The organism is Pseudomonas veronii, from assembly GCF_002028325.1.
Lineage (GTDB): Bacteria > Pseudomonadota > Gammaproteobacteria > Pseudomonadales > Pseudomonadaceae > Aquipseudomonas > Aquipseudomonas veronii.
In genome coordinates, this window is the sequence record NZ_CP018420.1 from 4,539,143 (window position 1) to 4,553,263 (window position 14,121).

At 60.9% G+C, this 14,121-nt stretch carries 15 protein-coding genes and 1 pseudogene; 9 read left to right on the forward strand and 7 right to left on the reverse strand.

Annotation, left to right across the window (positions count from 1 at the left end; all coding sequences use genetic code 11):
• The first annotated feature begins 10 nt into the window (after positions 1–10).
• The 9 genes from PverR02_RS20480 (at position 11) to PverR02_RS20520 (ending at position 9,295) form a co-directional block, all read left to right on the forward strand.
• Positions 11–778 (forward strand): FadR/GntR family transcriptional regulator, encoded by a 768-nt coding sequence (locus PverR02_RS20480; protein WP_046382795.1) that lies wholly within the window; start codon positions 11–13, stop codon positions 776–778.
• 241 nt (positions 779–1,019) lie between these two features.
• Positions 1,020–2,222: an ABC transporter substrate-binding protein gene (locus PverR02_RS20485; RefSeq protein ID WP_046382794.1), complete on the forward strand. Its 1,203-nt coding sequence runs from the start codon at positions 1,020–1,022 to the stop codon at positions 2,220–2,222.
• A 58-nt stretch (positions 2,223–2,280) separates the two neighbouring features.
• Positions 2,281–3,141 carry a branched-chain amino acid ABC transporter permease gene (locus tag PverR02_RS20490; RefSeq protein ID WP_046382793.1) on the forward strand — a complete coding sequence of 287 codons (861 nt, stop codon included), beginning with the start codon at positions 2,281–2,283 and terminating at the stop codon, positions 3,139–3,141.
• Between the two features lies 1 nt (position 3,142).
• A complete protein-coding gene (locus tag PverR02_RS20495) occupies positions 3,143–4,153 on the forward strand; it encodes a branched-chain amino acid ABC transporter permease (protein WP_079444269.1) in 1,011 nt (336 codons plus the stop codon).
• On the forward strand, positions 4,150–4,899 hold the full coding sequence (locus tag PverR02_RS20500) for an ABC transporter ATP-binding protein (protein ID WP_046382791.1): 750 nt from the start codon (positions 4,150–4,152) through the stop codon (positions 4,897–4,899). Before PverR02_RS20495 ends, PverR02_RS20500 begins: the two co-directional genes overlap by 4 nt.
• Complete coding sequence (locus PverR02_RS20505; RefSeq protein WP_079444270.1) at positions 4,899–5,594, forward strand: ABC transporter ATP-binding protein; 696 nt, start codon at positions 4,899–4,901, stop codon at positions 5,592–5,594. Before PverR02_RS20500 ends, PverR02_RS20505 begins: the two co-directional genes overlap by 1 nt.
• 13 nt (positions 5,595–5,607) lie before the next feature.
• Positions 5,608–6,876 carry a Zn-dependent hydrolase gene (locus tag PverR02_RS20510; protein WP_079444271.1) on the forward strand — a complete coding sequence of 423 codons (1,269 nt, stop codon included), beginning with the start codon at positions 5,608–5,610 and terminating at the stop codon, positions 6,874–6,876.
• On the forward strand, positions 6,873–8,279 hold the full coding sequence (locus PverR02_RS20515; RefSeq protein WP_079444272.1) for an amidase: 1,407 nt from the start codon (positions 6,873–6,875) through the stop codon (positions 8,277–8,279). Before PverR02_RS20510 ends, PverR02_RS20515 begins: the two co-directional genes overlap by 4 nt.
• Positions 8,280–8,431: 152 nt before the next feature.
• Entirely contained in the window at positions 8,432–9,295 is an 864-nt protein-coding gene (locus tag PverR02_RS20520) for a LysR family transcriptional regulator (RefSeq protein WP_017847522.1), read from the forward strand.
• A 176-nt stretch (positions 9,296–9,471) separates the two neighbouring features.
• Here PverR02_RS20520 and PverR02_RS20525 read toward each other — a convergent pair whose 3' ends face one another.
• The 7 genes and pseudogenes from PverR02_RS20525 to PverR02_RS20555 all read right to left on the reverse strand — a co-directional run bounded on the left by PverR02_RS20525 (position 9,472) and on the right by PverR02_RS20555 (position 14,108).
• Positions 9,472–10,983: a hypothetical protein gene (locus tag PverR02_RS20525; RefSeq protein WP_079444273.1), complete on the reverse strand. Its 1,512-nt coding sequence runs from the start codon at positions 10,981–10,983 to the stop codon at positions 9,472–9,474.
• Between the two features lie 116 nt (positions 10,984–11,099).
• Positions 11,100–11,477, reverse strand: a complete 378-nt coding sequence (locus PverR02_RS20530; protein WP_079444274.1) for a hypothetical protein — start codon at positions 11,475–11,477, stop codon at positions 11,100–11,102.
• A gap of 247 nt (positions 11,478–11,724) precedes the next feature.
• Positions 11,725–12,087, reverse strand: a complete 363-nt coding sequence (locus tag PverR02_RS20535) for a hypothetical protein (protein ID WP_079444275.1) — start codon at positions 12,085–12,087, stop codon at positions 11,725–11,727.
• 33 nt (positions 12,088–12,120) lie between these two features.
• Positions 12,121–12,329: pseudogene (locus tag PverR02_RS20540) on the reverse strand (hypothetical protein); the annotation flags it as partial.
• Positions 12,330–12,355: 26 nt separating this feature from the next.
• Complete coding sequence (locus PverR02_RS20545) at positions 12,356–12,712, reverse strand: hypothetical protein (protein ID WP_079444277.1); 357 nt, start codon at positions 12,710–12,712, stop codon at positions 12,356–12,358.
• A gap of 20 nt (positions 12,713–12,732) precedes the next feature.
• Positions 12,733–13,110, reverse strand: coding sequence for a hypothetical protein (locus PverR02_RS20550; RefSeq protein ID WP_079444278.1), 378 nt, complete (start codon positions 13,108–13,110; stop codon positions 12,733–12,735).
• A 2-nt stretch (positions 13,111–13,112) separates the two neighbouring features.
• A complete protein-coding gene (locus PverR02_RS20555) occupies positions 13,113–14,108 on the reverse strand; it encodes a hypothetical protein (RefSeq protein WP_079444279.1) in 996 nt (331 codons plus the stop codon).
• Positions 14,109–14,121 lie beyond the last annotated feature (13 nt).

Here is a 14,121-nt window from a genome sequence, read left to right on the forward strand (position 1 = left end):
AATAGACCTCATGCTCACTCGCCCGCTACGACGCAAACGCCAGAAGCTGTCCGACGTGATTGTCGAGTCGGTCAAGCGCTCCATCGTCACCGACGCCTTGAAGCCCGGCGACCGCCTGCCCACCGAGCGCGAGTTGATGGAAAGCTTCCAGTGCTCCAAGGGCTCGGCCCGCGAAGCGCTCAAGGCCCTGGAAGTCGAAGGCCTGGTCAGCACGCGCACCGGCCCGAGTGGCGGAGCCTACCTGAACCAGGCCGGCACCGAACCGGCCAGCCGCGCGCTGCGCAACTACCTGCACTTCCAGCACCTGGATGGCGAGCAGGTATACCAGTTGCGCAAGGTCATCGAAGTGGAACTGGCGGTGTCGGTGCTCGGGCGCCTGAGCGAAGACGACTACCAGGCCCTGCAGGCCAACGTGGATTTTTGCAGCGCGCCGGAAGACAGCGAGGCCGGCCAGCGCGAACAACGCCTGGCGGAACTGGAGTTCCACAACCTGCTCGCCAAGGCCTGCCCCAACCCGCTGCTGAGCTTTACGGCGCAATTTCTCAACGACCTGCTGCGCGACCTGGTGGTGCTGAAAAAAGCCTACAAGCCCAAGCGCAAGCAGTTCGACGCGGCCAACCTCGACTATCACAAGCAACTGTTGAGCGCCTTTCGCGCCGGCGATGAAAGCGCGGTGCGCAGCCTGATGCATGAACACATGTGCGACGCCGAACACCATATGACCGCGCTCGAAGGCCAGGTCAGCCCGCATTTTCTACTGGAGTTCGATCACTCTTAAGAACACCCCAGCTCCAATGTGGGAGGGAGCTTGCTCCCGATGAGGCCGGCACAGTCACCGCTATATCGACTGACACACCGCTATCGGGAGCAAGTCAAATCGTCGCACCGCCCCTCCCACAGTTGACTGCATTCCAACCCGCACACTGCGTTACCCCAATAAAAAAATGCCTGCCCACAGGCCCTGCTCCACCGTATCGCCCTTGCCGCTCCTGCCAATAACTAAACCAGGGAGTCACCCCATGCAGCGTCGTACGTTATTGAAAGCCAGCCTCACCCTCGCCTCCGCCCTCAGCCTGCCGCTGAGCGTGCGCTCGGCATTCGCCGCCGAGCCTTTTACCTTTTACGGCCTCAAGTCCATGTCTGGCGCCTTTGCCAGTTATGGCAAGTTCGCCGACATGGGTTCGCGCCTGGCGGTGGCGCAGCACCCCGAGATTCTTGGGCGCCCGCTGAACTACAAGGTCATCGACACCGAAGGCAACGCGGGCAAGGCGGTGCGCAAGGTACAGGAAGCGATTGCGCAGGACGGCGCGCGGTTCTTCCAGGGCTGCACCTTGTCGTCGTCGGCGTTGGCAGTGGCCAAGGAAGTCGACAAGGCCGGCGGCGTGTTCATGACCCCGGTGGGCGCCGATGAAGTCACCGGCAAAGACTGCAACCACGCGACCTTCCGCTGGTCGGTGCCGACCTACGGCGCGATCCGCGAAACCCTGGTGCCGCTGATCAAGCTGCTGCCGGACGCCAAGCGCTGGTACACCATCACCCCGCAATACGTGTTCGGCGAAGCCTTGCTCGAGGGCGCCAAAAACGTGCTCAAGGAACATGGCCTGGAACACGTCGGCAACAGCTACCACTCGCTGCAGGAGCAGGAATTCTCCGGCTACCTGACCAACGCCATCGCCACCAAGCCCGACGTGCTGGTGCTGCTCAACTTCGGCAGCCAGTCGTCCAACACCCTGCGCCAGGCGGTCAACTTCGGCATCAAGGAGCGCATGAAAGTGCTGCTGGTGTGGTCTGCCGGCCTTGACCAGTTCCAGGAACTGGGCAGCGATGTGCTCGAAGGCGTGTACCTCGGCGCGCAGTACTGGCACCAGGTCGACAGCCCGCTCAACCGCGAACTGGTCAAGCTGACCCAGGCCAAGTACGGCATCAACCCCACTTACCCGCTGGCCGCCGACTACATCAGCACCAAGGTCATGCTGGACACCATCATCGCCACCGGCAGCTTCGACGGGCCGACCGTGGCCAAGGCCATGCAGGGCCTGAGTTTCGAGGGCCCCACCGGCAAAGAGTCGATCCGTGCCGGCGACCACCAGGTGATCAAGGATTACTACCTGCTGATCGGCAAGGCCGCCGCCGACATGGCCGACAAGGACGACCTGGCCAAGGTGCTCAGCGCCGGCCAGTCATTCCCGCCGGTCGAGGCCACGGGCTGCACGCTCGGCTGACCCCCTGACTATTTGCACCGCAGGGCCGCGCGAGCGGCTTCCTGCCGAGGGTTCCTGCATGCTCAATCTTTACCTGTTCCAGATACTCAATGGCCTTGGCCTGGGGATGATCTACTTCCTGATCGCGGTCGGGCTGACGATCATTTTCGGCCTGCTCAACTTCGTCAACTTCGCCCACGGCGCGTTCTTCCTGCTGGGCGCCTACATCTGCTACACCGCCGTGAGCCTCACCGGCAGCTTCTGGCTGGCGCTGCTGCTGGCACCGCTGGTGGTGGCCGCGCTGGCGTGGGTGATCGAGCGCTTGCTGATCCAGCGGATTTATCACTTGCCGCACATGTTCCAGATCCTGGTGACGCTGGGGATCGCGCTGATCATCCAGGAAGCCAGCGTGATGATCTGGGGCCCGGTGGGCAAAAGCGTCGCCGTGCCGGAACTGCTGCGCGGGGTGCTGGTGCTGGGCGATTTCGTCTATCCCTATTACCGCCTGTTCCTCATCGTATTTTCCGGGCTGGTGGGCCTGGGCCTGTGGCTGCTGCTGGAACGCACGCGCTTCGGCGCACTGGTGCGCGCCGGCAGCGAGAGCACCGAAACCGTGTCGCTGCTGGGCACGAATATCTTCCGCCTGTTCTCCATGACCTTTGCCCTCGGCGTCGGCCTGGCCGGCATGGCCGGCGTACTGTTCGCGCCGTTGCGCGGTGCCCAGCCCTTTGTCGGACCGGAAATTCTCGGGATCGCCTTTGTGGTTGTCGTCATCGGCGGCATGGGCTCGTTCAGCGGCGCGCTGGTCGGCGGTTTGCTGGTGGGCGTGGTGCAAAGCCTGATGACCACACTCTGGCCCCAGGGTGCGAGCCTGATGATCTACGGCGCGATGGCCGTGGTGATTCTGGTCCGCCCCTACGGCCTGTTCGGGAGAGCCTGACATGAGCGAGAAAAATCCCCTGCCGTTCGCCAAGACCCAATCCAAAGCGATGTTGCTGTGGGTGCTGGCAGTGCTGATCGGCCTGCCGCTGGTCCTGCCCTCGGCGACCCTGGCCAGCGAGATCCTGATCTTTGCCATGGCCGCCCTGGCCTGCAACCTGTTGCTCGGCTACACCGGGCTGTTGTCGTTCGGCCAAGGCATCTTCTTCGGGGCCGGTGCGTACTGCGCGGCGCTGCTGATGATCCACCTGCAACTGGGTCTGTTCAGCGCACTGCTCGGCGCTGCCGTGGCCGGCGGCTTTCTGGCGCTGCTGGTGGGTGCCCTGGCGATCCGCCGCACCGGCATCTACTTCGTCATGCTGACGCTCGCGTTCAGCCAGATGGCGTATTTCGTCGCCTACACCCTGAGCGACTGGACCGGCGGCGACAACGGCCTGCTCAGCGTGCCGCGCCCGGAGATCCGCATCGGCGACAGCGTGTTGCTGTCGTTGGCCGACACCCGTGCGTTCTACGGTTTTGTCGCGGTGCTGTTCCTGCTGATCTTTATCGGCGCACGCCGCGTCATCGCCTCGCCGTTCGGCAGCACGCTGATGGCGATCCGCGAAAACGAAACCCGTGCCTCGGCCATCGGCTATGACACGCGCCACTTCAAGATCCTGGTGTTCGTGCTGTCCGGCGCGGTCACCGGGATTGCCGGGGCGCTGTACGCCATGTTGCTGCACTTTGTGCCGCTGTCGAATATCGACCTGGCGATGTCCGAGAACATCCTGATCATGACCATCGTCGGCGGCACCGGCTCGCTGTTCGGTTCGTTGCTGGGCGCCGGTTCCATCGTGCTGCTGGGGGATTTCCTCTCCGACCTGTGGCCGCGCTGGCTGATGCTGCTGGGGGTGATCCTGATCCTGGTGGTGATCTTCATGCGCGGTGGTTTGTGGGGCGGCCTGGCGTCGCTGTTCGAGAAAGTGCGCGGCCGCCGCAAGGCCGTCGTCGTCGCCAAGGAGCAAGGGCTATGAGCATCCTGTTGGAAACCAACAACCTGGAGCTGGCCTATGGCGCGTTCCATGCGGTCAACGGCGTCAACCTGAAGGTCGCGGCCGGCACCATCCACACCATCATCGGCCCCAACGGCGCGGGCAAGACCAGCCTGTTCCACTGCCTGACCGGCGAACGCCAGGCCACCGCCGGGGCGATCCATTTCGACGGCCAGCCACTGATGCGCAAACCGGCCCACGCCCGCGTCGGCCTCGGTATGGCGCGTTCGTTCCAGCTCACCAGCCTGTTCCAGAACCTCAGCGTGCGCGAAAACCTGCGCCTGGCCGCCCAAGGTCGCGACGGTGCGCGTGCCTTGAATTTCTGGCGTCGGGTCGAGAGCAAGCGCGAACACCTGGAGATGGCCGACCAGGTGCTCGAACGCCTGCAACTCACGGCCCGCGCCGCGACCCTGGCCGGCGAGTTGTCCCATGGCCAGCAACGGGTGCTGGAGGTGGGCATGTCGATCTGTTCCAAGCCAAAACTGTTGATGCTCGACGAGCCCACCTCGGGCATGGGCATCGATGACATCCCGATCATGACTCAACTGATCAGCGACCTGGGCCGCGACCACACGGTGCTGCTGATCGAACACAACATGAGCATCGTCATGTCCATCAGCCAGCGCATCACGGTGATGAGCCACGGCCAGATCCTGGTGGAAGGCACGCCGGAGTTCGTGCGCGCCGATGAACGTGTGCGAACGGCTTATCTTGGGGAGGCTGCCTGATGCTGATCGTCGAGAATATCCATTCCTACTACGACAAGAGCCACGTGCTCGAAGGCGTGTCGCTGACCGTCAACCCCGGCGAACTGGTGACCCTGCTCGGCCGCAACGGCGCTGGCAAGACCACCACGCTGCGCAGCATCCTCGGCATCATCTGCCCGCGCCAGGGCCAGATCCACTTCAACGGCCAGGCGCTGGTGGGCCAGAAGATCTTTGAAATCGCACGCCAGGGGTTGGCGTTGGTGCCGGAGAACCGCGGGATCTTCCGCCTGCTCACCGTCGAGGAAAACCTGCGCATCGCCGCGCGCAAGAGCAGCCGCTGGCAACTCGAAGACGTCTACGGCATGTTCCCGCGCCTCAAGGAGCGACGCAAAAACGCCGGCCACGCGCTCTCCGGCGGCGAGCAACAGATGCTCGCCATCGCCCGCGCCCTGCTCAACGATCCCAAGCTGCTGATCCTCGACGAACCCACCGAAGGCCTGGCCCCGGTGATCGTCGACGAGTTGGTGAAGATCCTGCGCAAGGTCAAGGACGACGGCCTGCCGGTGCTGCTGGTGGAACAGAACCTGACGGTCTGCGACAAGCTCGCCGATCGCCATTACGTGCTCGAACAGGGCCGCGTGGTGTACGAGGGCAGCGCGCAAGCCTTCCGCGCCGACCCGACGATCAAGAACCGCTACCTGGCCCTGAGTGCCTGACCGGAGTTCGAAGATGAATAGCTTTGCACAACCGCTCCAGAGCAACGCCCCGCTGATCAACCGCGACCGCCTGTGGCAATCGCTGATGGACCTGGCCCGACTCGGCGCCACCGTCAAAGGCGGCGTGTGCCGCCTGGCCCTCACCGACCTCGACCGCCAGGCCCGCGACCTGTTCGTGCAGTGGTGCGAGGCGGCCGGGTGCAGCGTCAGCGTCGACGCCATCGGCAATATTTTTGCCCGGCGCCCAGGGCGCAATCCCGCCCTGCCGCCGGTGATGACCGGCAGCCACATCGACACCCAGCCCACCGGCGGCAAGTTCGACGGTTGCTTCGGGGTGATGGCCGGCCTGGAAGTGATCCGCACCCTCAATGATTTGAAGATCGAGACCGAAGCGCCGATCGAGGTGGTGGTATGGACCAATGAAGAAGGCTCGCGCTTCCCGCCGTGCATGATGGGTTCTGGAGTGTTCGCCGGGAAGTTCGACTTGCAGGACACCTTGGACAAGCAGGACGACCAGGGCCTGTCGGTGGGCGCCGAATTGCGGCGCATCGGTTATGCCGGTTCGCGTGCGGTGCTCGGCCATCCGGTCGGTGCGTATTTCGAGGCGCATATCGAACAAGGCCCGGTGCTGGAAGACCGCGCCACCACCATCGGCGTGGTGATGGGCTGCCTGGGCCAGAAGTGGTTCGACCTGACCCTCACCGGCGTCGAGGCCCACGCCGGCCCGACGCCGATGCACCTGCGCAAGGACGCCCTGGTCGGCGCCGCCGAGGTGGTCAGCGCGGTCAACCGCATAGCACATCAACAGCAACCCCACGCCTGCGGCACGGTTGGCTGCCTGAGCCTGCGCCCCGGTTCGCGCAATGTGATTCCGGGCCAGGTCCAGATGACCATCGACCTGCGCCATCTGCATGCCGACAAGCTGCAGGCCATGGTCGATGAAGTGCGCGGCGTGATCGAAGCCAGCGCTGCACGCCACGGCCTGACGTTCGAGTTGACCGCTACCGCCGACTTCCCGCCGCTGGACTTCCACCCGGCCTGCGTCAACGCCGTGCGCGACGCCGCCGACGCCTTGGGCCTGAGCCATATGGACATCGTCAGCGGCGCTGGGCACGACGCGATTTTCGTCGCCGAACTGGGCCCGGCCGGGATGATTTTTGTGCCGTGCGAAGGCGGCATCAGCCACAACGAAATCGAGAACGCCGCACCGGATGATCTGGCGGCAGGTTGCGCGGTGTTGCTGCGCGCCATGGTCAATGCGGCACAGGGGGATCAGGCATGAGTGAGATCGGCCAACTGACGGCGGTGCAACTGCTGCAGCATTTTCGTGACAAGAGCTTGTCGCCGGTGGAAGTCACCGAAGACGCGCTGTTGCGCATCGAGCGCTATAACCCGCTGGTCAATGCCTATTGCCATGTCGATGCCGAGGGCGCACTCAACGCCGCACGCGCCTCGCAAGCGCGCTGGTTGAAAGGCGCACCCTGCGGCGCACTGGATGGCGTACCGGCGTCGATCAAGGACCTCACGCTGACCCTCGGCATGCCCACGCGCAAGGGCTCGCGCACCTCTTCGGCCGAAGGCCCGTGGGACGTGGACGCGCCCTTCCCGGCGTTTATGCGCAAGGCCGGTGCGGTGCTGCTGGGCAAGACCACCACCCCGGAATTCGGCTGGAAAGGCGTCACCGACAACCCGCTGTACGGCATCACCCGCAACCCGTGGGACACGCGCATGACCACCGGCGGTTCCTCCGGCGGCGCGGGCGCGGCGGCTGCGCTGAACCTGGGGGTGTTGCACCAAGGCAGCGATGCCGGCGGCTCGATCCGCATTCCCTGTGCGTTTACCGGCACCTTCGGGATCAAGCCGACCTTCGGCTATGTGCCGCAGTGGCCGGCCAGTTCGATGACGATCCTGTCGCACCTGGGGCCGATGACCCGCACCGTGGAAGACAGCGTCTTGATGCTGCAAACCGTCGCACAACCGGATGCGCGAGACGGCTTGATCGGCGCGCCACGGACCACGCCCTGGTTGTCGGAGACCGTGGACTTGAAGGGCCTGCGCATTGCCTACAGCCCCACCTTCGGCTACGTCGATGTCGACCCGCAGGTGGCCAAAGTGGTCGCCCGGGCTGTGGCGGGCCTGGTGCAGTTGGGCGCCCATGTCGAACAGATCGACCCGGGTTTCAGCGACCCGCAGGAGGTGTTCAACACCTTATGGGCGGCCGGCGCGGCCCGTCTGACCGGCCCGATGAGCGAGGCGCAAAAACAGCTGCTCGACCCCGGCCTGCTGCGTATCGCGCAACGCGGTGAGGGCCTGAGCCTGGACGATTTCAGCGCGGCCCTGGAAGCACGGGCAGCCCTGGTGGCGCGGATGGCGGCATTCCATGAACACTACGATGTGCTGGTGTCGCCGATGATGCCGATCACCGCGTTCGAGGCCGGACACAACGTGCCGCCAGGCTCCGGGATGCAGGAATGGATGGAATGGACACCGTTCACCTACCCCTTCAACCTGACCCAGCAACCGGCAGCGTCGGTGCCGTGCGGGTTGGCGGCGAATGGCTTGCCGGTGGGGTTGCACGTGGTGGCGGCGCGGTTTGCCGATGAGACGGTGTTGCGGGTTTGCCAGGCATATGCAAAGGCATTCCCTACCGCCCCCCTGCCAGCCCCGATCACCGGAACAGCGTAGATCCAACCCAACGGTGCGAGGGGCTTGCTCCCGATTGCAGTGTGTCAGTTGACTGATCGGGTTCTGGCACACCCCCATCGGGAGCAAGCCCCCTCCCACAGTTCTTGAGCGCATTCCACTACAATAGGCCCCCAATCATCCCCGGGGGCTTCATGGACATCGAACTGGCACGCACTTTCCTCGAAATCACCCGCTGCGGCAGCCTGGCCGCGGCGGCCGAGAAACTGCACGTCACCCAGACCGCCATCACCGCCCGCGTGAAGAACCTCGAAAGCCAACTGGACAGCACGCTGTTTGTGCGCAACCGCGCCGGTGCGCGGCTGACCGCCGACGGCGAGGCCTTTGTGGTGTACGCCAACCAGCTGCTGCAAACCTGGGAAGCCGCGCGCCGCGACCTGCCATTGCCCGAGGGCTATCGCAATGTGCTGCATATCGGCGGTGAGGTCAGCCTGTGCAACCCGTTGATGCTCGGCTGGGCCCAGGCCTTGCGCGAACATATCCCAGGCTATGCGCTGCGCACGGAAATCCGTGAGGGAGAATACCTGCTGCGCCAATTGGAACTGGGTGTGCTCGACGCCGCGCTGGTGTTCCAGCCGCAGTACTGGCCAGGTTTGCAGGTGGAGCAGGTGCTGGAAGAAAAGCTGATCCTGGTGCAACTGGTGAGCAAGCCGGGCCCGTATGTGTATATCGACTGGGGCCCGGGGTTTCGCCAGCAGCATGACGCCGCGCTGCCCGACAAGGCCCGCGCTGCGCTGAGTTTCAACCTCGGGCCTTTGGCGCTGCAGTACATTCTGGAGAACGGCGGTGCCGGGTATTTCCGTACCCGAGTGGTGCAAAGCTACCTCGACAGCGGCGTGATGCAACGCGCGCCCAAGGCGCCGGAGTTCAGCTTCCCGACGTTCCTGGTGTACTCACGGGCGCGGGATTCGGCCGTGTTGCAGCAGGCGCTGGAGTTGCTGCGCGGTGTGGTCAAGGCGGAAAGCGACTGGTCGCAACGCTGGGACCCGCTGATTTGAATGTTCACGCCTGAGCCCGTCCTAGCGCGGGTTCGCCTATTGGAGCAAAAACTCGCACATTCGCCACCGCCCGAGAGCATGGCACGCGTGCCGTTGAAACTGGCGCTGACGCCATAATGCAAAAAGGGCATACAGGCGCTCGGCCTGTATGCCCTGGGTACTACCGGTTTACTGCATCAGCTCTTGGTGCTGCTGAGCAGCGTCTGTTTGCACAAGTGGCCGAAGCTGACGTACTCGACATTGTCACCACCGACACCGATGCCCGGATACTCCAGTACTTCCATGCGCCACGCGCCGTAGTTAAAGTCGCTGCGCCAGGTGTTTTTGTAGCCCTGGGCATAATCGACAAAAGTGGTCTGGAAATCACCGGAGCACGTGCCCACGTTGATCGTGCCGCTGGCTTGACCCGAGCTGTCGGTGGCTGCCGAGTAGGCCTTGTAGACGATATTGCCGGTGTCCGGGTTGATATGCTGATCGAGATACACAATCGGATGCAGCCCTACCAGCGGCGCACCGGTGCTGTCCGACAGGCCCATGGTCCAAGTCAGGTCGCGATAGGCTTGGGTGGTCATGTAGCCATAGCCCACATTGGAAGCGGAGAACGGGATGCGCAACACGTTCGCCTCGCCTTTTACATCAGGGCTGTTCACCCGCGGGCTGGAACCCAGCGACAGGTTGTATTTGCCCGTCGCGCTCCACGGTTCGTTCGGGTGCTGGTTCGGACGCACGCGCACCTTGACCACCCCTCCGACGCCAGGGCTCGGGATCGAGGTCGATAGCACATTCGCGCCCACGGTGACCCACTGCGCGCCATCGAAACGCTCCAGTATCCATTTGCCCCGCGCGCTGCCGCTGGCGGCGTCGGCAGTCAATGCGATCCCCACGCTCTGGCCACGTACTGCGGTGAAGTCGAAGTAATCAACGTCATCGAGACTGTCGGCATTGCCACTGATGTAGTTCAGCGTGTCAGGCAGTTTGAAGGCGGTGTCCGGCGAGTCATTGGGTTCGAAGGCGTCAAGGTTGGTATCGACCGCCACACCGAACTGAAAGCCCGACCCCTGGACCGCCGCGTTGGCTTCCATGAACCAGTAGTAATCACCGGCCGGCACCACGCCGCCAAGGCTCTCATCAGCGGTGCCCGGGTTATTGGAGGTGCCCAAGGGCAGCGGATTGCCCTGGCCGTCGTCCTGGAACAAGGTCAACGACATGTCGGTGCCCGCCGTCTGGCTGACCAGCAGAGCGTTGATCCGGGCCTTCTTCGGCAGGTTGAAGTGGTAGCACAGCAGGTCGCCGGTTTGCACGCCGGTGATCGTATAGAGCGCGTTGACATCCAGCGTGGTTTCACAGCCCTGAACCAGCGCCGCCTGCACTGCAGCAGCCTGTTTGGCAGTGGCTTTCTGTACTTGGGTGACGGGGGCCGGCGCGGTGTTGTCTTCCACCACCGAATCGGCCTCGGCCTTCGCGACGAATACCGCTTTCTTCGACTGAGCGCCTGCCCGCAGTTGCTGTTTCAGCGCAGTGGGAGCCTTGTTGGCGGCGATTTTTGCACCGGATTTCAACGCCTGTTTGACGTTGGGTTGAAGCGCTTGCGCAGCCAGGTGAGGGTATTGCTCGGCCAGGGCGAAGGCCGAAACGAAGCAGGAGGCCGCCATGGCTGCACCCAGCATAAGGTTTTTTTTCGATTTCATTTTTTATCCATCCATAGTTAAAAACTGAAGGTCAGGTGACATCCGGTCACCTGGGATGGACTGTAGGATATTACTGTATGTATGTACAGTATTTTTTGAAAGGAATGCAGTGCCTTTCAGATGATGACGTTGCACCACCTGCGCCAAACCGACCAAACCACCGTTGCGATGGCCCAAATGAACGCAAGGTAATAGGGCCACAACACCCAACGTTTGAGCGCTAAAGGAATAGACGCCAGTTCGGCTTCGGTCACAAGACCGGCTTTCACATGGCGTTTAGAGTCTGCAAGGTATTCAAAAATCAGCATCATGCGATATTGTCTGTCGATCCACTGGTTTCGTCGCCAAAAGCGCTTGTTGTTGCGGACTTCTTCATTTTCACTGAAGTAACCTTCCAACTCGTCGAGTTTTGTATATTCGGCAAATAGCATAAGTCCCAAGATGACAAACATTCCAAAAAACCAAACAATGGTATAGGCGAGAAAAAAATCCATGGTTAAGCCCCCTCTGGCTGGAATATCAAATCACCAATGAAGTTGGCGTCGAAATATAGGCAATCGAATACTGTCCGGACACAAGCCCCAGGGGGCTCAATCACATTTAGGAAGTTGCCTACACAGAAGAAGATCGGCGCCTACAGAAAGTGCTAATATCTGGTCATCTCCAGAGCCCCTTAAACCTCACCGGCCTTTCCAGTACGGAATACTCAGGTTCATCCGGGTACCGGTGAGGATAAGTGAGCTACCATCGGTACCAAATTCCCCAAACGACTGATGCGATCAGCCAAATAAAAGAAAGACGATACGGCCAAAGTGCCCAACGCTTGAGTGCTATAGGAACAGACGCCAACTCGGCCTCGGTCACAAGACCTGCTTTCAAAAAGGGTTTTGGGTTTGATAGAAAATCAATCATCAGGCCCATCCGATGAAATCTGTCGACCCGCTGATTTCTTTTCCAAAATCGCTTATGGTAACGAACCTTTTCGTTCTCACTGAAGTAACTTTCCAACTCATCGAGTTTTTTATATTCGGCAAATAGCATCAGTCCCAAGAGGATAGACATCCCAACAAACAGCACAATGGTATAGACGAGAAAAAAATCCATAGTCAGGCCCCCTCTGGTTGAAAGATCAAATCACTATCGATCTCTATGATCTTGCCGCCTAGAAACCCCACCTTCAAACTGCACCGGCCCTTGCCAGTACGGAATATCCAGGCCTTCGGGTTGACAGCTTCAGTTATGGACAGCGGCGTTGTGCAGGGTTTGGGTTGACCTTCGCGGTCGTTCCAGGTGCCGGTGAAGTAACCCGTACTGTCCTTTTTCCTTACGCGAAACAGCATCAACTGCTCAGGTGTAGGAAAACGAGCGACCACTAGAGCCAAGTGCACCAATAGCCCCAGCTAATAGCCAAAATCATCGCAAGGCGATATGGCCACACGGCCCAACGCTTAAGTGATAACGGAACGCAGGCCAACTCTTCCTCAGTCACAAGACCTTCTTTCACGTAGCGTTTTGACATTAGCAGGATATCAATCATCAGGCCCATGCGATGAAATCCGCCGAACCGCGGGTTTGGCCCCCAGAGTTGCTTACGTTTACGAACCTCTGCGTTTTCGCTGAAGTAACTTTCCAGCTCGTCGAGTTTTGTACGTTTGGCAAAAAGCATCAGTCCCAGGACGACGAACGTCCCAATAGACATTACAAGGGTGTAAGCAGGAAAAAACGACATCGTTAAACTCCCTCCCTCGTTCAAATTGGAATATTGCACCACCTGCGCCAAACCGACCAAACGACCGTTGCGATAGCCCAAATGAACGCAAGGTAATAGGGCCACAACACCCAACGTTTGAGCGCTAAAGGAATAGATGCCAGTTCGGCTTCGGTCACAAGACCGGCTTTCACATGGCGTTTAGAGTCTGCAAGGTATTCAAAAATCAGCATCATGCGATATTGTCTGTCGATCCACTGGTTTCGTCGCCAAAAACGCTTATTGTTGCGAACTTCTTCGTTTTCACTGAAGTAACTTTCCAACTCGTCGAGTTTTGTATATTCGGCAAATAGCATCAGTCCCAAGACGACAAACATTCCAAAAAACCAAACCATGGTATATACGAGAAAAAAATCCATGGTTAAGCCCCCTCTGGCTGGAATATCAAATCGCCATCGATCTCTAGAATCTTTCCACCCAAAAACGCACCACCATCGCCAAATTCACTACTTCCGACATACCCTCCAGCAGCGCCTCCAATAATTTCGCACGCCAATGCACCGCGTCCTTTCAAAGCAATACCCAGAAACATGTTGCATGCACGACGAGCTACTTTCCCCCCGAACTTTCCAAGAATAGCTCCCCCCGCCACCCCACCCGCCAACCTCCCCATCTCCACATACTTCGCCCGCCGACACTGCGCCTCCCGCCCCACCATACACGCCTCCTTGATCTCCAAACCCGCTGCGCCCACATCCAGCGCCAGCCCAACATAAGTGCCCTTGCCCAACCACTTCGACGTCTGCGAAATCGCCTTCAAGCGCTGTGCATACCCGGCGATCTCGCCCTTATTCAGATAGCTTTTGGTTGAAATCCCCAGCACCTTCTTCAGCGATTGATTGCCGCGCAACCCCGTGCCAAATCGTGCGGCACCGCGCAGTTGCGTGCCCAGCAGCGCCAGCAGCACTTGGCGCTGGCGGATAAACGCCTGGCGATCCAACCCGCCGGCTTTCAGGCGTTGATGCAGACGTTCGATTTCCTCCAACGTATTCACGACTTCATCCAGGTGTCGCGACCACGCCGATGTCGCACTGCCGACACCTATCGAGCCATACGTCAGAAGGCTCTGCAGCAGGTCGTAGTTATCGATCATCGTCTGTGCAGCCGCAGCGTCCAGCTCCAGGTTGCGATCAATTTCCTCGGCATAACGTACCCACCAGGATTCGTTCCAGGAGCAACTGACGCTCTCGGTGTCTGGAACAATCACCATCCGCCCCGGCGTCACCCACCCGCGGCGCAGGTGATGATTCAACACATCAAAATGGTCAGAGTGCTGGCGGCTCATGCCGTGGCCCATCAGCCAGGTTTTCAAACTGCTGTAGCTGATTGGCTTGTCGTTGATGTATCCCCGCGCCATGCCTTACATCCTT

Excerpts from the sequence above, each read along its gene's own strand:
- PverR02_RS20480 (WP_046382795.1), top strand. The coding sequence starts at position 11 with ATGCTCACTCGCCCGCTACGACGCAAACGCCAGAAGCTGTCCGACGTG.
- PverR02_RS20485 (WP_046382794.1), top strand. The coding sequence starts at position 1,020 with ATGCAGCGTCGTACGTTATTGAAAGCCAGCCTCACCCTCGCCTCCGCC.
- PverR02_RS20490 (WP_046382793.1), top strand. The coding sequence starts at position 2,281 with ATGCTCAATCTTTACCTGTTCCAGATACTCAATGGCCTTGGCCTGGGG.
- PverR02_RS20495 (WP_079444269.1), top strand. The coding sequence starts at position 3,143 with ATGAGCGAGAAAAATCCCCTGCCGTTCGCCAAGACCCAATCCAAAGCG.
- PverR02_RS20500 (WP_046382791.1), top strand. The coding sequence starts at position 4,150 with ATGAGCATCCTGTTGGAAACCAACAACCTGGAGCTGGCCTATGGCGCG.
- PverR02_RS20505 (WP_079444270.1), top strand. The coding sequence starts at position 4,899 with ATGCTGATCGTCGAGAATATCCATTCCTACTACGACAAGAGCCACGTG.
- PverR02_RS20510 (WP_079444271.1), top strand. The coding sequence starts at position 5,608 with ATGAATAGCTTTGCACAACCGCTCCAGAGCAACGCCCCGCTGATCAAC.
- PverR02_RS20515 (WP_079444272.1), top strand. The coding sequence starts at position 6,873 with ATGAGTGAGATCGGCCAACTGACGGCGGTGCAACTGCTGCAGCATTTT.
- PverR02_RS20520 (WP_017847522.1), top strand. The coding sequence starts at position 8,432 with ATGGACATCGAACTGGCACGCACTTTCCTCGAAATCACCCGCTGCGGC.
- PverR02_RS20525 (WP_079444273.1), bottom strand. The coding sequence starts at position 10,983 with ATGAAATCGAAAAAAAACCTTATGCTGGGTGCAGCCATGGCGGCCTCC.
- PverR02_RS20530 (WP_079444274.1), bottom strand. The coding sequence starts at position 11,477 with ATGGATTTTTTTCTCGCCTATACCATTGTTTGGTTTTTTGGAATGTTT.
- PverR02_RS20535 (WP_079444275.1), bottom strand. The coding sequence starts at position 12,087 with ATGGATTTTTTTCTCGTCTATACCATTGTGCTGTTTGTTGGGATGTCT.
- PverR02_RS20545 (WP_079444277.1), bottom strand. The coding sequence starts at position 12,712 with ATGTCGTTTTTTCCTGCTTACACCCTTGTAATGTCTATTGGGACGTTC.
- PverR02_RS20550 (WP_079444278.1), bottom strand. The coding sequence starts at position 13,110 with ATGGATTTTTTTCTCGTATATACCATGGTTTGGTTTTTTGGAATGTTT.
- PverR02_RS20555 (WP_079444279.1), bottom strand. The coding sequence starts at position 14,108 with ATGGCGCGGGGATACATCAACGACAAGCCAATCAGCTACAGCAGTTTG.